Annotated in this window: 14 protein-coding genes; 10 read left to right on the forward strand and 4 right to left on the reverse strand. The window is 67.9% G+C overall.

Annotated elements, in window-relative coordinates:
- Positions 1-608 precede the first annotated feature (608 nt).
- Positions 609-3,620 (forward strand): AAA family ATPase, encoded by a 3,012-nt coding sequence (locus tag ACQ66R_RS19540; RefSeq protein WP_430424655.1) that lies wholly within the window; start codon positions 609-611, stop codon positions 3,618-3,620.
- On the opposite strand, the gene ACQ66R_RS19545 is transcribed toward ACQ66R_RS19540, so the two are convergent.
- The 3 genes from ACQ66R_RS19545 to ACQ66R_RS19555 form a co-directional block, all read right to left on the reverse strand.
- The gene (locus ACQ66R_RS19545) at positions 3,610-5,256 is read right to left on the reverse strand and encodes an NAD(P)/FAD-dependent oxidoreductase (protein ID WP_430424657.1); all 1,647 of its coding nucleotides are present in this window, start codon (positions 5,254-5,256) and stop codon (positions 3,610-3,612) included. The genes ACQ66R_RS19540 and ACQ66R_RS19545 overlap by 11 nt on opposite strands.
- Positions 5,253-8,756: an FAD-dependent oxidoreductase gene (locus tag ACQ66R_RS19550; protein ID WP_430424659.1), complete on the reverse strand. Its 3,504-nt coding sequence runs from the start codon at positions 8,754-8,756 to the stop codon at positions 5,253-5,255. The genes ACQ66R_RS19545 and ACQ66R_RS19550 overlap by 4 nt, the downstream gene beginning before the upstream one ends.
- A 103-nt stretch (positions 8,757-8,859) precedes the next feature.
- Complete coding sequence (locus ACQ66R_RS19555) at positions 8,860-9,567, reverse strand: Crp/Fnr family transcriptional regulator (RefSeq protein WP_430424661.1); 708 nt, start codon at positions 9,565-9,567, stop codon at positions 8,860-8,862.
- Between the two features lie 206 nt (positions 9,568-9,773).
- Here ACQ66R_RS19555 and ACQ66R_RS19560 point away from each other — a divergent pair, with 206 nt between their 5' ends.
- From ACQ66R_RS19560 to ACQ66R_RS19570, 3 genes are read left to right on the forward strand one after another with little or no spacing between them, the layout of a single operon-like run.
- Entirely contained in the window at positions 9,774-10,142 is a 369-nt protein-coding gene (locus ACQ66R_RS19560) for a hypothetical protein (protein WP_430424663.1), read from the forward strand.
- Between the two features lies 1 nt (position 10,143).
- The gene (locus ACQ66R_RS19565) at positions 10,144-11,460 is read left to right on the forward strand and encodes a hypothetical protein (RefSeq protein WP_430424664.1); all 1,317 of its coding nucleotides are present in this window, start codon (positions 10,144-10,146) and stop codon (positions 11,458-11,460) included.
- Positions 11,461-11,474: 14 nt separating this feature from the next.
- On the forward strand, positions 11,475-11,960 hold the full coding sequence (locus tag ACQ66R_RS19570) for a hypothetical protein (RefSeq protein WP_430424666.1): 486 nt from the start codon (positions 11,475-11,477) through the stop codon (positions 11,958-11,960).
- Here the strand turns inward: ACQ66R_RS19570 and ACQ66R_RS19575 are convergent.
- The gene (locus tag ACQ66R_RS19575; RefSeq protein WP_430424668.1) at positions 11,944-12,438 is read right to left on the reverse strand and encodes a hypothetical protein; all 495 of its coding nucleotides are present in this window, start codon (positions 12,436-12,438) and stop codon (positions 11,944-11,946) included. The two genes, ACQ66R_RS19570 and ACQ66R_RS19575, sit on opposite strands and share 17 nt — an antisense overlap.
- A gap of 603 nt (positions 12,439-13,041) precedes the next feature.
- On the opposite strand from ACQ66R_RS19575, the gene ACQ66R_RS19580 reads away from it, so the two are divergent.
- From ACQ66R_RS19580 to ACQ66R_RS19605, 6 genes are all read left to right on the forward strand, one after another.
- Positions 13,042-13,380 (forward strand): STAS domain-containing protein, encoded by a 339-nt coding sequence (locus ACQ66R_RS19580; protein ID WP_430424670.1) that lies wholly within the window; start codon positions 13,042-13,044, stop codon positions 13,378-13,380.
- On the forward strand, positions 13,377-13,745 hold the full coding sequence (locus ACQ66R_RS19585) for a response regulator (protein ID WP_430424671.1): 369 nt from the start codon (positions 13,377-13,379) through the stop codon (positions 13,743-13,745). Before ACQ66R_RS19580 ends, ACQ66R_RS19585 begins: the two co-directional genes overlap by 4 nt.
- A complete protein-coding gene (locus ACQ66R_RS19590) occupies positions 13,742-15,718 on the forward strand; it encodes a chemotaxis protein CheA (RefSeq protein ID WP_430424673.1) in 1,977 nt (658 codons plus the stop codon). Before ACQ66R_RS19585 ends, ACQ66R_RS19590 begins: the two co-directional genes overlap by 4 nt.
- A 4-nt stretch (positions 15,719-15,722) precedes the next feature.
- Positions 15,723-16,229, forward strand: coding sequence for a chemotaxis protein CheW (locus ACQ66R_RS19595; protein ID WP_430424675.1), 507 nt, complete (start codon positions 15,723-15,725; stop codon positions 16,227-16,229).
- A gap of 15 nt (positions 16,230-16,244) precedes the next feature.
- Entirely contained in the window at positions 16,245-17,933 is a 1,689-nt protein-coding gene (locus ACQ66R_RS19600) for a methyl-accepting chemotaxis protein (RefSeq protein WP_430424677.1), read from the forward strand.
- An 83-nt stretch (positions 17,934-18,016) separates the two neighbouring features.
- Positions 18,017-19,813 (forward strand): methyl-accepting chemotaxis protein, encoded by a 1,797-nt coding sequence (locus tag ACQ66R_RS19605; protein WP_430424679.1) that lies wholly within the window; start codon positions 18,017-18,019, stop codon positions 19,811-19,813.
- Position 19,814: the final 1 nt, after the last annotated feature.

Genomic DNA, 19,814 nt, shown 5'->3' on the forward strand with positions numbered 1-19,814 from the left:
TCTTGTCTCCGTTCCGAAGGCCGGGAGGAGCCCGGCCGTTCGCGGGCCATCCCGCGATCACGGAGACGTTCGACATGGGGCAGGGCGCCGCGCGAAATCGGGGCCCTGGGGGAACGGCACGCAGGCGCTAGCTGGAGATGGGGGACCCGGGAAGCCCGCCTGCAAGGCAGGTCGACTTGGCGCGACGCACGCCCGCGTCAGGTTCCGAGATCGATCGCGGGCCGCCAGCGGTCCGGTTCTTCAAGCCAGCATTGAGACGAGATGTCTGAGCTGGCCTCGTGAGTGTGTAGAATCTGCCGTCCAAGATCCGGGGTGAAGCCCGGCACCCTGGGTGCATCGAACGAATGTATCGGTAGATCTGCGGGTACTGGCTGTTCGTCCGCGTTCCGGATGACGTGGTGGCGTGGGTCTTGGCAGCCCACCAGCGCGCTCCACTGCGGCGTCGTTGAGATTGCGTGACGTGACATCTCGATCAGCGCGCGAGCGGACGTTCTTGCTATGGGGGTATCGTCGTTCCATGCTGAACATGGCGGTGGTCCTCGCGCGATGTACCTGTCGGCGGGAGCTGACCATGATGGGAGGCGGCCGTGACGGGCGGGCCGGGTCGGGTGAGCATCGTCGAGCGGAAGTCGCAGGTTGGCCGCGAGAGGCGCGCAGAACGGCGCCAACTGACCATTCTGTTCTGCGACTTGGTTGGTTCGACCAGCCTCTCCACCTCGATGGATCCTGAGGACCTGCTGGAGTTGATGGTGGAGTTCCAGCACTACTGCGTCGAACGGATCGAAGCAGCGGGTGGATATGTGGCGCGCTTTGCGGGCGACGGCGTCCTGGCCTACTTCGGATATCCAGTGGCGCAGGAGGACGCACCGCAGCGGGCGCTCCAAGCCGCGCTCGCGCTGCGTGAGGCCCGCGAGCACGTAAGCGGGCCCGACGGCGGCGCCCTGGCGGTCCGTATCGGCGTGGCGACGGGCCTTGTCGCCGTCGGCGATCTCGTCAGCGCGGGCGCACACGAACGCGCCGTGGCCGGCGAAACCCCCAACATGGCCGCCCGCCTGCAGGCCCTGGCCGAACCGGACATGGTGCTTGTATCCGACGCGACCAAACAACTGACCGATGGCCTGTTCGCGTTCCGCTCCCTGGGACCTCAGCGGCACAAGGGTTTCCCCTCGGCCACCGTGGCTTGGGAGGTCGTCGGAGCGCGGGCCACCGTCGCCCGCTACGATGGCCGCCGCGCCATCGGCCTCAGCAGGTTGGTCGGTCGCGGGTCCGAGCTCAGCGCGATCCTGGACGCCTGGTCGGAATGCCGGGATGGCCGTCGCGGCGTGGTCAGCATCGTCGGCGAGCCGGGAATTGGGAAGTCGCGGCTCCTTGAGGAGGTGCGCGGCCGGATCGACCAGGAAGGCGGCGTGTTGTGGCTCGAGGGCGGCGGCGCGAGCATCTATGACAACACTCCCTTCCACGTCGCGGCGCAGATCGCGCGCCGACTCATCGACCCGGGGTCCGGCGGCGACAGCCCCGACGATCCTCTGCTCACGTTCCTCGCCCGCGGCGGAGCCGGCGACAACGAACGCCGGGACGACTTGATGGCCGAGATGGCGCGGCGCGTCTGTGCCGCGGCTGAGCGGCAGCCGACGGTGCTCGTCGTGGAGGATCTCCACTGGGCGGACCCATCGTCCCTTGAACTCCTCGACCTTATCCTCGCGGCAGGTGGCGCCGGCCGGTTCCTGGTGATCTACACATCGCGGCCCGGGCTCTCCCATCGCTGGCCGCGCGACGTTCCCCGCTGCAAGGTCGAACTGTCGAAGCTCGATGAGGCCGGCAGCGCCGCCCTGGCTCGCGCGGCGGGCGGCGACAAGCTCAGTCTGGCGCACATCAGCGCCATCGTCGCGCGCGCCGACGGAATTCCGCTCTACGTCGAAGAGCTGGCGCGCTTGGTCGCGGGCCAACCCGGCTTGGCGCTCGACGACGCCCTGCCGCGCACGCTGTCGGACCTGCTCGCAGCCAAGCTCGAGTGCGCGGGCCAGACGAAGCGCCATGCACAGGTCGCCGCCGTCCTGGGGCAGGCGTTCTCCGCCACCCTCCTCGCGGCGATGACCGGGATGCAGGCGGGAGAAGGCGAGGCTCTCCTCCGCGACCTGGAAGCCCGCGGGGTGATCGTGCAGGAGGGCGACGCTTGCGCCTTTCGCCACGCGCTGCTGGCGGCCGCAGCCTACGATACGCTGCCGAAGCGGGAGCGGCGCGAACTGCACGAGCGCGCCGCCGGCCTGCTGCTGGGGCAGGACCCGGCCGTCGAGACGGCCCGCCCCGAGGTCGTGGCGCGGCATTGGACGCAAGCCGGCCGCTATCGCGAGGCGCTGGAGGCCTGGCGCGAGGCCGGCGCGTCGGCCAATCAGCGCCGCGCCTTCCGGGAGGCGGAGCATGCCTACCGCCAGGCGCTGGCCGTGCTGAGCGAGGCGGATGTCCCCGACCGCGACCGCCTCGAACTCACGATCCGCGCGGCGTTCAACCGCGTCGTGCAGATCACCCAGGGCTATTCGGCATCGGAGGCCGGCGCGTCCACTCTGCGCGCCGCCGCGCTCGCCGAACGGATCGGCGACCCAGGCGCGCGGGCGCGTGAGGAGCAGGTGAAGTGGCGCAGTGTCTTCACAGCGGGCGACTACGCCGAGGCCGAGGCCACCGTCGAGCGGTTCATGGCGCTTACGCACGACCATGGGGATGCGGCCTGGCGGCGCCGGTTCATCCTGCGCGCCGGCCTCCAGCAGGGCTTTTACACAGGCGACCTCGCTCGGGCAGAGCGTGACTTCGTGGCTTGGGAAAGCCTGAGAGACGACAGCCACAGGGCGCCCGGCGACGATGTGCTGTCGATGGGAATCGGCGGTTTGACGGCACAGATGGCCGGCCGGCATGCCTCAGGGCGCGACCGGATCCACCGGGCCTTCGAGATCGCCGACGGCTACGGCACGCCCTACGACCTCGCCATGGCCACGCACACCGAGGCCTGCTTCCATCATTTCGCCGAGGACGCGGCCCAGTTGGCCAACGCCGCCGCCCGCTTGGCGAAGGTCGCGGCCGACAGCGGGTTCGAGTACGCTAGCCACCTCGCGATGGGCTGGCTGGCAATCGCCGACCTCGACGCCGGCCGGATCCCCGAGGGTACCGAGCGCGCAGCTGCCGCGCTCAAGGGAATCGATCGTTTGGGGGCCGGCGTGTCCAAGGTCTTCTGGCTCGGGGTGTTGGCCCGCGCCCAGTGGCTGGCCGGTGAAGTCGCCGACGCCGAGCAGAGCTTCCGGCAGGCCTATGCCTGCAATCGCCAGGAACTCGCCTTCGTGCCAGTGACGCGAATGGCGCACGCCCGGCTGCTGGCGGCGTCAGGCAGAGAGCCTGAGGCGGCGCGCGAGCTATCGCGAGCGGTGCGGCTGTCCGCGTCGATGGGGGCTGGCCAATTCCAGTTTCGGGCGCTCGTCGCGCTCGCTGGCCTCTCGCAGGAAGACGCAGCGCTTGGCGGGCGGGCGCTCCGGGCCGCACGCGCATTGGCTCACCTCGACCACGGCCCAGCAGACCGCATCCGCTTCGATGCATTGGCTCACCCGGCAGGCGCGGGCGTACGATCTACGGTTTGACCCGCCACCGGCGACGCGGCTCGGCGGCCTGAACCGGCGGCGCGGAGCGCGACGTCAGGTAGGCGAGGCCCGCCTCCACCACGGTCCGGACGGTCTCGACCAGCATCGCTTGGGTTTCGGTCGACGCGAGCGGCGGCGGTCGCTCGCCCGGAGCCGGGTCTTCCAGGCCGATGTAGCGGAATACGCCGTCAGGCCGCGGATTGCGCCGGGTCCAGATCGTCTTCTGCAGTTCGAGGGTGCGCGCGGTGACGTCGCGAAGCCACTCCGCGTGCCACTCGGGGTTCTCGCCGGTCGAGCGCGTCCAGCCGCGCTGGAACGCGCGAAAGTCCTCCGCGAACCGTCCGGCGTCGCCCGTGCCGGCCGCCGCCTGCGCATAGCGCACGAAGACCCGCGACCACATCTGCGCGCTCACCGCCAGCGGCTGCAGCGCCGGGCCGCCGAAGATCGAGCCGGCGAGGCGGGCGAACGCAGGGTCTTTCGCCGCCTCCTCATGGCCGTGCGCGCCGACGCGTAGCCAGAACTCCGACAGGTGACGGTTGCTGACCAGCGCGCCTGACAGTTCGAGGTAGCGCATGGCCGGGTCGAAGTAGCCGCGGAAATCCCTGTCGAAGCCGGCGAGGTCGTTCGCTTCGAACCGACCATTCTCCAGGGCGTCGAGCAGTGTCGGCAGGGCCAGGATCGCCGACTCCATGCCGTGGGTGATACCTTCTCCGGTCAGCGGATCGACGAACGAGCCGGCGTCGCCGATCAGGAGCCCGCCGTCGAAATGGTTGCGATCGATGCCGCCGTACGTCTTCACCACGCCGCCGATCGGACGGCTGGCGAGTTCCGCGCGGGCGCACCCTGGATGGCGGATCCTGAGCCGCGCCAGGGCGCGCTCGAAGGCTTCGCGGACCGGCAGTCCAAAGCGCTGGCTGGTCTCACTGGAGAACCCGACCCCGACGTTGGCCAGGCCGCCCGGCATGGGGAACATCCAGCCGTAGCCGGGCGCGATCTCCTCGTCGAACCACACCGCGGCCTCGCCGCCGTCGATCTCGACACCCTTCACATAGGCGCGTTGGGCCACGCCGATGTGGCGCCGGTTGGTGCGCCGGAGGCCCATGCTCTTGGCCACCACCGACTCGGTGCCGTCCGCGCCGACGACCAGGGGCGCGCAGAGCGTCAGCGCCTGGTCCCCGATGGTCGCCTCGACGCTGACCATGCCGCCATCACGGGTGATCGCACGGGCCGTGGCGGGGCTGAAAACGTCCGCCCCGGCGTCATGCGCGTGCTGCAACAGGATGGCGTCGAACTCGCGACGGGAGACGACCAGCCCGTAGTTCAGCCGATCCTCGGGGTGGTCATAGTAGTGAATGTCGCCCCGGTAGATCAGCTTGGGTCCGAAGTAGACCCGATTGCGGGTGATCCGCAGGCGTTCGCCGCTCTCGATCTGTGGCAACACGCCCATGCGCGCCAGCAGGCGCAGTCCGCCCGGCTCGACGAAATCTCCGCAGACCTTGTCCCGCGGAAAGGTCGCCCGCTCGACGATGGCGACCCGCACACCATGGCGGGCCAGAGCCCAGCCCATCGTTGCGCCAGCCGGCCCGCCGCCAACCACGATGACGTCGTAGGCATGCCCCGCGCGGCTGACGCTCATCGACGCGACAGCTCGCGGGTGTGGTCCACCAGGGCGTAGAGGCCGGCCGGGTCGACGGCGTGAAGCTCCGCCTGCCATTTCGCCTCGATGGCCAGTTCGTCCAGCTTGTCCTCGGCCTGTGGAAGCCGCCGGCTCATGGCCGCGGCCACGATGGCGAGGTCGTCCGGCGAGGGCTGATCGGCGCAGAAGAGGGCGCGCACCGCCGCGTCGTCCTCGATCGCCAGCGCCGCAGGCAGGGTCAGGATCCCATCGCGCAGGTCATCCTCGCCGCCGCCGCCCAGCGAGGTCAGGCCCTTCACGTCGGCGACGTCGTCGCAGCCGTGGTAGACCATGCCCAAGAGACGGCCGTACAGGCGCAGGGACTCGTCGCTGGTGCCGATGGCCGCGCAGACCTCGAACATCGAGCCCGTGTCTTCCTGCGCCAGGCGCCGCCAGTCTTCGTAGCCGCCCGGCTTGCGTCGCGAATCCCACTGCACGCACTCGGCGACGCCCAGGCGCTTCAGCAACTCGGAGAAGAGGCCGACGTCGTAGGGCCGCTCGGCCGACATGCGGTAGCCCTCGGCCACGATGTAGCCGGAAGCCATGAGCGCCGGCAGCTGGCCGAACCGGGTATGCAAGGTGGCGCGTCCACGCCGGGTCGGCGACTGATCGAGGATGTCGTCGATGATGAGCGATACGTTGTGCATCATCTCCAGCACAACGGCCCGCTCGATAAGCGACTCCGGGATCTCGCCCCCGAACCGGGCGCGATGGCACGCGAAGATGGTCAGCGGCCGGAAGTACTTCGACCCCTGCTCGAACTGCCAGCGCAGCATCTCCTGCATGGACCCGTCGGTGGTCTCGATCCACGCGCCGATCATCTGGCGCAGCCGGGCCAGTTCCGCGCCGAACCCGAGGGCGGAGACAATGTCGGTGGAGATGGAATTCACGCAGGGCTCCGGGGGCCGGCGGCTACAGGCATCAGTCTTCGTATTCCCTGCGCCGATAGGCCGCCGCTCCCTCCGCGATCGCCTTGCGCAGAATGCGACGGACCTCTCCTGACGCATTCGTGTCGACGGAGGGGAGGTTCTGCAGGAAGTCCACAACCCCGGCGGCCTTGCCGAACGCGACGTTCGACAGCCGTCCCGCCGTATCGTGGGTGTCGCCCAGGGCGTCGTCGACGAGGTCCGACCATGTCTCCGGCTTGTCACAGTGGCGCCTGCGCGGGATCGGGCGGGGCAGGCGCTCAGGATCGCGCCACGTTTTGGGCGCGTCGGGGGAAGGGCGCGGCCGACGGTGGCGCGCCATGCGCCATAGGCCAGGCCGAGCCCCTCCTCCTGCAGCCTCGGCCCCACGCGCGGGCCTTCGACGACCAACGCCCGCGCCACGTTCACGGCCAGCCCGACCACGCCGATCTTCTTGTCGTGGCGGCCCGAGTAGCCTGGCGGCCCCTCGTTCTGCTCGTCGCTGCCGGGGATCATGTGGCCGCCGAGTTGGTTGACGCTCTTCAGCCAGTCGGTCCAGAACGCAGCGGCGAGCGCGGCGGCCATCAAGGGGAACCGCACTGCTTCAGAGGGCCGCTGTTCGGCTTCCTTGTATAGGTCCGTTAACGCGGCCAGGTAGGCCGTCGGCGAGGTGAAGAGCTTCGCCACCAGCAGCGCTTCCGGCCCATAGACCGTGTGCTTGCGCAGCCGGATGACGTCTTTCACCGCGGCGTCTCGCGCCGCCCCGGGCGGAGGCAAGTTCTCCCACTGCAGCGCCTGGGCGGCCAGGACGCCGCTTTGGACGGCGGCCTCGACCGTCGCCATGTCGACGTCGGTCATGCAGTAGTCGCCGGCGAAGAACACGTTCCTGCAGACCAACTCGCCCTTGGCGTTTTCCAGCTTCACCTTGGGCCGCCACTCGTTGCTGCCGGTGTCGTTCAGGAACAATAGGTGGTCCTTGTTGGTGATGACCCGGGTGCGCTTCCAATCGACGGAGACGGGCCCGCGAGCGGCGTCCGGTTTGTCGTCACCCCAGTACCTGCCGGGGTTGATGAACGGCAAGTAGCCGTGCAGCCGGACCAGCATTTGCCAGCCCTGCTGTACGCCGTTGTCGTCGGGGACGGCATACGTCGAGAGTTCGTAGTCTTCGGGGCCGACCGCCTTGATCGCCGTTGGGCGCGACGCGGCCAGCACCAGGACGGGCTCGCCATCCTTTGCGCAGAGGTCATTTTCGGGGTCATCCCAGACCGATGCGATGTTGTGGATCGAGATGTCGTAGCCGACCTCGGGCAGAGGTGTGCCCGGATGCAGGATCGCGAGTTTCTCGGTGATCGCGCCCTTTCCCTCTTCGTCGACCTTCCCAGGCTTCGCGCCTTTCCTGCGCTTCTGTTGCTTGAACCCCGTGAGTTCGTTCGGGAGGAACTTCAGATCTTCTGCATGTGCTGTGCGGAACGGCTTCGTGAAGTAAAGGTACACAACCGGAATTCGCGCGGCTGCCGCTTCCCGAAGTCGAGCGAGGTTCGGCTGCCGATAGACCAGGCTCTTCTTCGAGCCGTCGCCAAGCGACAGATATCCGGCGTCACGGGCCGGCGTGGCTATCACGGCGTAGCGAAAACGCTTCGTCTCGCTTTTGCTGGGCGGGTCTTTGACGCTTCTGAACCTAATCTCGACGAGCTCATCCCTCGGCTTGCCGTCCTCGTCCGTGTCCAGCGCCACGCGGGTGACGATCGTCTCATTCTTGATCCCGCCCTTGCCGAGACGTTTCCGGAGACGCTCCTCGATCTTGTCGAGCAACTTCGTTTTGAGCGGCCCTTTGACCAGCCACGCAAACGGCGTTTCCCGCGGGAAGGTCAGGGTGTGCTTGATCAGCTTCTGATAGGCCTTGGCCGACACGGAATCGCTCGGCATCGACCAGATGGTCTTGATGATGGCGTCGTGAAAGTCCGCGATCTCGTTGTTCATGTAGGGCCGGGAATAGAGGAACCCGGTCACGTCGAGGTCGGTCAGCAGCTTCGCATGGCGTTCGGATGTGGCCTGCGCGCTGACAAGGTCCAGATAAGTGTATCCGAACAGGAAGGACTCGCGCGGCGTGAGCACACCATTGTAGCAGTTGTTGATCAGGTTCCTCAGCGTCGTGGGCGTCGAGACAGTGGCGAACGTCACGTCCTTGAACGTCTTGGGCGGGTCACCTTCGCTCGGGATAATCGCCATCCGGACGTCGTCGCGCCGCAGGAACAACTTCTTCCGCTCAAGCTTGAGATCGTCCTCCAGCAGCGACCAGAATTCTTCGTACCAATCGCCGAATATGTGTGGGTATATCTCGAAGGGCCTGCCGTTCTGATCGAGCGAGTTCGAGGACAGGTTGCCCCCAAGAAACTTCGCCTTCTCGAACAGCGTGACGCGGTAGCCCTTGTCACTTAGCTTGATCGCGGCCGTGATGCCGGCGATACCGCCGCCGATTACGGCGACGCTGAGCGGATCGACCTGATCGTCGGGACCGGTGTGGCTGTGTTGCTCAAGCCCTTCGTTGGTCGCCATCTGACTGCCCTCCGATCGAGGCTTGAGCTTAGCTCGAACGGCGTTCGTTTCAACCACAGCGCGTCCTCTATTTCGAGGCGTAATGAAGCGTGCAGTGCGGTCCTCAGCGCACTGGCGGCAGCTCCAGCAGGTCACCGACGGCCTGGCCAACCAGTTGCTCCAGCCGCGACAGGTCCAGGAAGGCCAGGCGGCGCCGCTCGAACTCGATGATGCCGCGCTCGGCCAGCACGCCCATCTCGCGGGTGACGGCCTCGCGGTGGGTGCCGATCCGGTTGGCGAGCTCTATGTGGGTGGGCGCCTCGGACGCCTCGCGGCGGCCGTTCGCCGCCGGCGGCGTGGTCTTGGCGATGCGCAGCAACTCGCAGTGCAGTCGCGCCTGCACGTTGAGGGCGCTGAGCTCGAACAACCGCTCGTTCATGTCGCGCACCTTGGCCGTCAGCAGTCGCGCCAGCCATAGCGCGGTGTCGGGCGACGCCCTGACGGCGGCCAGGAAATCCTCGCGACGCAGCGCGGCCACGCGCGCGTCGCGCTGGGCCACCACCGCGGCGGTCCGGGGCAGGCCGTCGACCGCCGCGAGCTCGCCGAAGGTGTCGCCCTCCGACAGGGCGCGAAGGCTCACTTCGCGTCCGCTCGCCGAGTAGATGATGACGTTGAAGGAGCCCTCGAGCACGAAGTAGATGTCGGTCGACGCGGTCCCGCGGCCCAGCAGCGACTGGCCGCGCTTCGCACGCAGAATCCGCATCTGACCCTGCACCTGCTTGCGCAGCTCCGGTGGCAGGCTCGCGAGAAAGCCGTTGCTGCCCTGCTCCATCCCGCCTCCCTGACCTTGAAATAGTGCCGGTCGGTCGGAGTCGGCGCAACCTTAAGGAGCTGTCGTCTCGGCCTTCGCCGATGTGCGAAAAGTCACGGCGCCGCCGTGCTGAGCGCGACAGCTCCCCAACCACCGAAGCCGCACCCTGGACGTCGAGGGCGAGCGACCGCACAGGGCGGCGACCACCAGCAATCGGAGGGGATTATATGCCAGGCGCCAAGAACGCCGCGGAGTTCAAGCCCGGGAAGCCGCCGAAGCGCGTCCTTCTCGTGATGTTCTCCGAGCACGACGACGACGGGGTCGAACTGTCTATCGAGGTCTCCGACCTCCATGGCGTCGACTCCTACAGCTTCTCGTTCGACGGCGTGCCGGTGCCGATGAGCGGCGGCAGGGGAATCTTCTTCGCGTCTCCGACCGTCGAGAAGCTGCTCGAGTGGGTGATGCTGGGCAACCCCGGCGGCTACATGAAGGTGGTCGTCAAGCGCGGCGAGACGGTCCTGAGACAGCGGGATACGTCGACCATCGCGCCGCCGTATGGCGAGGGCTACGACGCCTTCAAGCTGAAGGGCGCCTGACATGATCGCCCCCAAGCTCGCCGCCTGGCTAGGAAGCGCCGCAATCCTCGTCGCGCCTGCAGAGGTCTTGGCGCAGGCGGCGGGTTCGCCGCAGCAGATCGCCGAGGAGGCCGCCGCCCGGGCCGAGGAGGCCGCCGCCGCTGCGGTCAAGGCCGCCGCCGCCGCGCGCGCTGCGGCCAACGCCCTGCATGCGGCCGCAGCCCCTGCTGCAGCAGGCCACCCCGCATCCACAAGTGGCGAATCCTTGATCGAGGGCGGGAGCCTCAGGGCCGCCATCCAGGCTAAGGAGCAGAAGCTCTTCGCGGAGACGGTGGACAATGGCACCGACGGGACGAACCTGAACGCCAGTCGGATTCCGGATTTCCAGATCCTCGCCACGGAAGACGACAAGGTCGCGAAGGTCGCGCTGACGTTCGACTTCGCCAACCACTCCGGGACGCCCGGCCTCACCACCGACCAGCTGACGCTCAGCGCTTCGACAACGCTGGACGATGGGCAGACCGACGCTTCACTGGTCGGCCTAAAGGGGTTCCAGAACGGCACCAGCCTCGAGCTCAGCTTCATCCACTACAGTGGCCGAACGAACCTCACCGGCATCGAGCAAGCGGCCGTCGCGGCGGCGCGCGATGAATGCGAGAAGGGGCTGGGACGCGGTGCGGCGGCATGTGATCCCTACGCCTACGCGACCGGCGCTGGGTCGTTCGTCGCCAAGTACTCTCCAGGCGGTTACGAGGCCATGCTCGACGCCGTTCGGCCCGGGCCGGTCGCGTTCACGGGACTCCGGGTGTCGGGCAACCAGGCGGCCTACAAGTATCTGGATCGCCCCAGCTTCGGCATCGAGAAAGAGAGCCACTTCGGGTTCAGCGCCGGGGCCTTCGGCGGTTTGTTGCTGAACCACGGGATGACCTCGGTCACCGGCGAGTTCACCTACAAGCGCGCCTATGATGCGCAGGATCCCGTCGAGCTGTGCCAGCCACTCTCGGGGACCATCCAGACCCAGTGCCTGACGGGCGCCGATGGTCGCCCCGAGCGATCCAAGGAAGCGATCTTCAGCGCCGAATTGCGCCATGCATTCAAGGCGAAGGTCGGGACCTTCTCCAAGCTGGCCATCGCGCCCGAGGTCAGCGCCGACGTCGAGAACGATGCCTGGTCGGTTTCGCTCCCCGTGTATTTCGCCGGCGACGGGAAGGGCAGCCTCAGGGCGGGCGTCCGCGGCGTCTACGTCAACACGAAGGACAAGGTGAACGGCGGGCGAGACGAAGACTTCACCATCGGCGTCTTCTTCGGCGTCCCCTTCAGCGTCCTCCAATCCAACTAGCGAAGGACGGTCCCATGACTCCTCTCGAGAACCTCCAGATCGCGATCGCCATTGTGGCCATCGTCTGCGGCGTGCTGAGCTTCGGGGTGTACATCATCCATAGCCTGAAGCCGCCAGCGCAGGCGGCGGCGCAGAAGGCCAGCGGCGTCGCGCAGACGGTGCAGGAGAAGGTCGGCGTCACCCCCGCGGAAGTGACCGACCTGGTCAAGGCCCTGGCGGCGCTGAGCGAGAGCTTGGCCAAGGCCGGGCCTGCGCTCTGGTCGATGATCGGCGCGGCGCTGTTCCTGCTGATCGCCGCGGTCTCCGCCGGCGTGCTCCATGGCAAGCCTCCGGCCGCGCCGCAAACTGGGGGGGCGGGAGCGTCGGCGGCCGGCCGGACATCGGGGGGTGACCCATCGGTCGGCGGCGCTCCCAAACTACCGCAGACCCCCGAAAGCAAGATCGAGCCGGCTAACGGCGGCCCAACTTCGGCGCGGCCGGCTGCTACAGCGCTATCATGACGCTGAAGCGGTCGGCCGTGACGTTCAACTTGCCGTCGGAGCGTTCGATCAGGCCGGCCAATTCAAGCACCATGACGTCCTCGTGGACGAGGCGGAACGGTCGGTCGAGGACGTCCGCCAGAGCGCTCACGCAGGGCTCGGGGTGATCGTGAAGGTGGCGCAGGATCCGGTGGCGCTCTTGCGTCATGAGCTCCGCGAATCTGTCGAAATTCTCGAAGGCGGCGATCCGTCCGCCACCGCGATCGGAAGGCTGCAGCGTCCAGCAACGCGCAAGCGCCGCGAGGCCATCATCTTGCCCGCCAGCGTCCTCGGCGTCTGACATCGCACCCATCTGGTATTCACGCCCCGGTTGTGAACGTTCGTCAAGCTCGATGCTTGTCCGACTGATGGAGGTGCGCCAAGCGCAGTCAGTCACGTCATGTGGCATAGGCCGTTCGGGCGCGGCCAGGCTGATGGCTTCCCCACTGACATTGGCCAAGCGTGTAAACGCCGCGGGCCTCTTGGCCCAATCTGACGCGGAGGGCCGCGTTGGCATTCTTGTTGGTGCGATACGCCGCGCCCCGCTCGCTGCCGACGAGATTTCGAGTCCTGCCGTCCCACCAGCAGCCGTGCTGCTCAACGACGCCAATCTGACGAGAGAGCCGCGGCGATGCGGCGGGTGGCGTCTGTCGGCTTGGCCAAGCCATGCCCAAACGGCGCGGTCCGGCCGTGAACAAGGTCAGGTGAAGCCGGCAGAAGGCGATCCGACCATTCCAGCGCGCGACAAGAGGCGCGTCCGTGCCCGCCAATAGCCGCGGGGATCCCGAAAAGAGGGGGCGCTCAAGTCGTCCCATCTATCGAGATAGACTGCGGCCCTGCGTCAGCCTGTCGCAGTATAGGAAAAATTATACCGCCATCGGACTAAATCACTACTCAAGTTAATCATAGTATATTTGTATAAAAATCGACCGTCCTCAGAATGGGTAGATTAAGGTGTCAGGCGACAACTTAGCTTAAGATGACAGAAACTACGTCTCGCTAGTTTTCGCTCACCAGTTAGCCAGGGGTCCGCCCTCGCGAACTTGAGGCCCGGGAGTGAGGCGTGATCGAGACTGTTCATGGCGATGCCGGCGAGCGCGTCGTCACGTTTGAAGGACCTGCGACGATTCCCCATGTGGCCGACGCCTGGACCCGCCTGTGCGCGGCAGTGGCGGAAGGCGACGACCTGCGGATCGAGCTGTCGGAGACCACGTCGGCGGATCTGTCCTTCATCCAACTCTTCGAGGCGGCGCGGACGGCCTGCGAGCAGCATGGCGCCAACCTGCGCCTCGCCCGCCCGGCCGAAGGCGCGCTGCACGATGTTCTCCTCCGCGGTGGGTTCCTCGATGGGAGCGACCCGGCGCGACTGCAATTCTGGACCCATGATGGAGCGGTGAAATGATGGCCTCTGTTCTCACGGTCGATGACTCGGCGAGCATCCGGCAGGCCATCAAGATCGCCCTCGGCTCCGCCGGCTACGCCGTCTCCGAGGCCACCAACGGCTCGGAGGGCCTCAACAAGGCCGAGGCCGGCGGGTTCGACCTGATCATCACCGACCTGAACATGCCGGTCATGGACGGCCTGACCATGATCCAGCAGCTTCGCGCCCGGGGGCGCGTGGTCGGCACCCCGATCGTGTTCCTGTCGACGGAGTCCGATGGCGACATCAAGGCCCAGGCGAAGGCGGCGGGCGCCACCGGTTGGCTGACCAAGCCCTTCGACCCCGAGCAGTTGGTCCGCATCGCCAACAAGGTGCTCAGCAAGTGAACCTACAGGACCCCGCGGAGGTCTTCCGCCTCGAAGCCCGCGAACTGCTGGAGGCGATCGAGCAGGGTCTGCTCGATCTCTCCGAGCGCCGGGACGACCGCGAACTGGTCGACGCCGTGTTTCGTAGCCTTCACACCCTCAAGGGGTCGGGCGCGATGTTCGGCATGGACGAGCTCGCCGCCTTCACCCATCACTGCGAGACCGCCTTCGACCGGGTCAGGAAGGGCCTCGCGCCCGCCACGCCGGAACTCATCACCTGTGTCCTGAACGCGCGTGACCACATGCGTGCGCTGGTTGAGGAACGCGCCGATCCCGCGGCCGGCGAGGCGCTGCTGGCGGAGCTTCATCGGGCGCTGGAGGCCGGCGATGCGCAGGCCGTCGGGGAAAGCGCGGCGCCTAAGGTCCGCCGCTGGAAGCTGCGGTTCTCGCTGCCGCGCGACGCCATGGCCAACGGCACCAATCCTCTGGGCCTCCTGGCCGAGCTTCGCGATCTGGGCGAGTGCGAGGTCGTGGTCTCCACGGCGGATGTGCCGCCGATCGGAGAGCTGAATCCGACGGACTGCCATCTGGCCTGGGACGTCACCCTGTCCGGCGACATCACCCGCGACGCGATTGAGGAGGTGTTCCTCTTCGTGATGGACGATATGGCCCTTGAGATCCACGAGGAGGGCGTTCCAGCAGCGACGGCCTCCCAGGAAGCTCCGGCCGCAGACATCGAGGTCACCGCCCCGGCAAGTCCTTTCGCGGACGCCGTCGTCCCGACCGCCGCCGCCAAGAAGGCGGATGAGCCGAAAAAGGCCGACACCACCGTGCGCGTGCCGGCCGAGCGGCTGGACGAACTGATGGACCGGGTCGGCGAGCTGGTCATCGCCCAGTCCCGCCTGAAGCAGATCGCCGGCGCCTCCTCTGACATGGCCCTGCGCTCGGTCTCGGAGGAGGTCGAGCGCCTGGCCTCCGAGCTGCGCGACACCATGATGGTCGTGCGCATGGTGCCGATCTCGACCCTGTTCGGCCGCTTCCGCCGCCTGATCCACGATCTGCAGCGCGACACCGGCAAGACCATCGAGCTCTTCACCGAGGGCGAGACCACCGAACTCGACAAGACCATCATCGAGCGCCTGGCCGATCCGCTGATCCACGTCATCCGCAATGCCGCGGATCACGGTCTGGAAACCCCCGAGCAGCGCGCCGCGGCGGGCAAACCCGCGGCCGGCAAGCTGGTGCTGTCGGCCCGTCATTCCGGCGCCGAGGTGGTGATCACGGTCACCGACGACGGGCGCGGCATCGACCGCGAGCGGGTTCGCGCCAAGGCCGAGCAGAACGGCCTGATAGCGCCCGGCGCCAACCTCAGCGACGCCGACCTGCTGCAGCTGATCTTCGCCCCCGGCTTCTCGACCGCCGCCACCGTCACCAACCTGTCCGGCCGCGGCGTGGGCATGGACGTGGTCAAGCGGACGATCGAAGGCCTGCGCGGCGCCATCGACATCGCCTCCGTTCCGGGGCAGGGCTCGCAGGTCTCGCTGCGCATCCCGCTCACCCTGGCGATCATCGACGGGCTGTTGGTGCGCGTCGGCGCCGGCCGCTACGTGGTGCCGCTGGCCGCTGTCGAGGAATGCGTCGAACTCAGCGTCGAGCAGGACAGCCGCTCCGCCGGTCGCAGCCTGATCTCTCTGCGCGACGAGTTCGTGCCCTTCGTGCGGCTGCGCGAAGTGTTTCACACGAAGGCCGAGGCCGGCCCGCATCAGAAGGTCGTGGTGGTCTCCACCGGTGAGGCCCGTGTGGGCCTAGTGGTCGACCAGATCATCGGCGACCACCAGACGGTCATCAAGTCGCTCTCGAAGCTGCACGCCGACGTCGAGACCTTCTCGGGCGCGACGATCCTGGGCGACGGCGGCGTGGCCCTGATCCTGGACGTGCCCCACCTCGTCGAGGCGGGCCAACGCCTTGAGAAGCAATTCCGTGTGGCGAGCTGATCCCATGATGCACACCGAAAACGCCGCCAACGACGACGACCTCCAGGTCCTGACCTTCGACATCCGGGGCGAGACCTTCGCCCTGGAGGCCGGGCTGGTCCGCGAAATCCTCGACCTGCCGGACGAGACCGAGGTGCCCGGCGCCGCGGCTTTCGTCAGCGGAATGATGAACTTCCGCGGGCGGGTGATCCCGGTGGCCGACCTGCGGCTGGCCTTCGGGCTGGGCCGCGCCGACGACACCCTGGACAGCCGTATCGTCGTGATCGAGCTGGAACTGGATGGGGATCCCACCCTCGTCGGCCTCCGGGCCGACAAGGTGCATGAGGTCACCAGCCTGTCGCTCGCCGACACCGAGCCGCCGCCCCCCATCGGGATGCGCTGGCGGCACGACTACGTGAGCCGTCTCGCCCGCCTCGCCGGCGAGCCGATCATCCTACCCGACCTGGCCTGCATCTTCGCCGAACGTGGCGAACCGCGTTCCGCAGCGCCTTCCCTTCAGACCATTTCCTGACTCCGAGGCCCGAGAATGCGCTTCACCATCAAGCTCAAACTGATTGTCGCCTTCAGCGTCCTCCTGGCGCTGATGCTGGGCGTCGCCGGCTTCGGCATCGTGCAGGTGAACCGCCTGGCCACGCTGCACGACGACATGATCGAAGGCCCGGTCCACAGGCTCGACGCCTCGCTCAAGCTGAACGTCGCGTTGCTCCAGATCATCCGGTCGGAAAAGAACCTGGTGATGACCGAGGATCTTGCCGAGTCCCAGGCCGAGGTCGCCACGATTGAAGCCCAGAAGCGCGTCTTCCAGCAGACCCTGGACGCGGCTCTGGCGACGGCGACGCCGGATAGCAAGCCCCGTTTGATCGCGCTGCAGGCCGAGTGGAACCGCTTCCTGCCTCTGGACGCCCAGATCCAGCGCCTGGGGGCAGCGAATGAGAACGCTGAAGCGATCAAGATCATGCTGGGCCCCCAGCGGACGATCAACGCGGCGATCTTCAAGGCGTCCGAGGAACTGGTGAATCTCGATGAGGCGATCCTCAAGACCGCCCAAGAGCAATACGACGCCGAAGCGGCGAGGAGCCGGACCCTGTTCGCCGCAATCACGGCGGCCGCGGTGCTTGTGGCCGTCGGCTCGGCGATCTGGCTGTCCCTCACCATCAGCCGCGGCCTCGGCCGGGCGGGCGCGGCCGTCCTCAGCGTGGCCGAGGGCGACCTGACGCGCACCGAGACCGTGACCACCAACGACGAGATCGGCGACCTGCTCACCAGCGTGAACAGCATGGTTGGCCGCCTGCGCATTGTGGTGGGTGACGCCGCAAGCGCGTCCGAGCAGGTGGCCGCCGGCAGCCAGCAGCTGTCGTCGGCGTCCGAACAGGTCAGCCAGGGCGCCACGGAGCAGGCCGCCGCCGCCGAAGAGGCCTCGGCCTCGATGGAAGAGATGGCCGCCAACATCAAGCAGACCGCGGACAACGCCGCCCAGACCGAGCAGATCGCCCGCCAGTCGGCCAAGGACGCCGAAGCCTCGGGCGAGGCTGTCACCCGGGCCGTCACGGCGATGCAGACCATCGCCGAGAAGATCATCATCGTGCAGGAGATCGCCCGTCAGACCGACCTTTTGGCCCTCAACGCGGCGGTGGAAGCCGCCCGGGCCGGCGAGCACGGCAAGGGCTTCGCGGTCGTCGCCTCGGAAGTCCGCAAGCTGGCCGAGCGCAGTCAGACTGCGGCGACCGAGATCGGCGCGGTGTCGAGCGACACCGTCAAGGCGGCCCAGTCGGCCGGTGAGATGCTGACCCGCCTGGTGCCGGATATCCGCCGCACGTCCGAACTGGTCACCGAGATCAGCGCCGCCTGCCGCGAGCAGGACATCGGCGCCGCCCAGATCAACGAGGCGATCCAGCAGCTCGACAAGGTCACCCAGATCAACTCCAGCGCCTCGGAGCAGATGTCCTCCACCTCCGAGGAGCTTGCCGCCCAGGCCGAGGAACTGCAGGCCTCGATCTCGTTCTTCCGAACGGACAACGCGGGGCGCGCCCCGGCCCGGGTGGCCTCGCCCGCCAAGGCGAAGGCCAAGCCGAAGGCCACGATCCGGCAACCGGCGCCCGCGCGCGCCGCGCCGAAGACCGTGCAGGCCCAGCAGGCCGCGGCCAAGGGCTTCGCCCTCGACCTTGCCCAGGGCGGTCCGGACGAACACGACGAGGCTTTCCGCCAGTACGGCTGACGGCCGGCGCCAACCGCGCGAAGGCGAAGTTCCGCACCTCCCCAACCTCACCACGACGGGACAGCTGTCCCTGGAGCCCTGATATGCGCCTGACCATCAAGTTGAAGCTGGGCCTCGCCTTCGGACTGATCATCTCGCTTATGGTCGGCTCGATCGCCTTCGCGGTGATGGAGCTGGGCGCCTTGTCCGCCGCCCAGACGGCGTTGGTTGATGGGCCGGCGCGGCGTCTGGAAGCCGCCCAGGCGGTCGACATCGCCCTGCTGCAGGCGCAGCGCACGCAGCAGGACATGCTGGCGGCTGACGACGCAGACGAGCGCAATCGTCGGAACGTCAGCGCCGCGGCGTTCAACAAGCAGTTCGTGGAGCAGCTCGCCGCGTCCAAGGACATCCCAGTGGGCGCTGACAAGCCCAAGTGGGACGTGCTGCGGCAGGAAGGCGACAAGTTCGCCGAGCTGGATGAACGCATCCGCAGCCTGATCGCCGAGGGGCGCGTCGCCGAGGCTAAGGCCCTTGCTGGGACCGACCTCCGCACGGTGAGCGACGCCGTGACCCGTCAGGCTGACGAACTCGTCGAGCTGTCGCGCAGCGAACTCCAGGCCGCCGAGGCTAAAGGCGCCGCAGACTACAGGATAGCGCGCAACGCGCTCGTCGGCGTGCTGGTCCTGGCCCTGCTCGTGGCCGCTGGCGCTGCGACCTGGCTCTCGCTGACCGTCAGCCGGGGGCTGAAGAAGATATCCGATCTCACCGAGGCGGTGGCCCTGGGTGACCTGAGCCAAACCATTGCTGTCACGAGCAACGACGAGATCAAGGACCTCGTGGAGACGGTGAACCGCATGACCGCCCATCTGCGCGCCCAGGCCGCGGTGGCCCAAAAGGTCGCCGACGGGGACCTGACCGTCCGCCCCGACGCTCAGTCCGACAAGGATGTCCTGGGGCTGGCCCAGGGGCACATGGTCGATCGCCTGCGGGACGTCGTCGCCAACGCGGCCAAGGCGTCATCGGAGGTGGCGGCCGGCAGCCAGCAGCTTTCCGCGACGGCGGAGCAGGTCAGCCAGGGCGCGACCGAACAAGCCGCCTCTGTGGAAGAGGCTTCGGCCTCGATGGAAGAGATGGCCGCCAACATCAAGCAGACCGCGGACAACGCCGCCCAGACCGAGCAGATCGCCCGCCAGTCGGCCAAGGACGCCGAAGCCTCGGGCGAGGCTGTCACCCGGGCCGTCACGGCGATGCAGACCATCGCCGAGAAGATCACCATCGTGCAGGAGATCGCCCGCCAGACCGACCTTTTGGCCCTCAACGCGGCGGTGGAAGCCGCCCGGGCCGGCGAGCATGGCAAGGGCTTCGCGGTCGTCGCCTCGGAAGTCCGCAAGCTGGCCGAGCGCAGTCAGACTGCGGCGACCGAGATCGGCGCGGTGTCGAGCGACACCGTCAAGGCGGCCCAGTCGGCCGGTGAGATGCTGACCCGCCTGGTGCCGGATATCCGCCGCACGTCCGAACTGGTCACCGAGATCAGCGCCGCCTGCCGCGAGCAGGACATCGGCGCCGCCCAGATCAACGAGGCGATCCAGCAGCTCGACAAGGTCACCCAGACCAACTCCAGCGCCTCGGAGCAGATGTCCGCGACCTCCGAGGAACTCGCCGCCCAGGCCGAGGAACTGCAGGCGGCAATGGCCTTCTTCCGCATTGAAGCGACGCACGAGACCCCGGCGGTGGCGGCCCCGGCGCGGCGCAAGCCCGCTCCACTTCAGGTGTCGGCGTCCGCGACGCGCCCGCGCGGGGGCTCGGTCAGGGCCCAGCAGGCCGCGGCCAAGGGCTTCGCGCTGGACCTGACGCGGGGTGGTCCTGATGATCAGGACGTCGCCTTCCGGGAGTATGCCTGAG

The sequence above is a fragment of the Phenylobacterium sp. genome (assembly GCF_965284355.1).
In the GTDB taxonomy this organism is placed as follows: Bacteria; Pseudomonadota; Alphaproteobacteria; order Caulobacterales; family Caulobacteraceae; genus Phenylobacterium.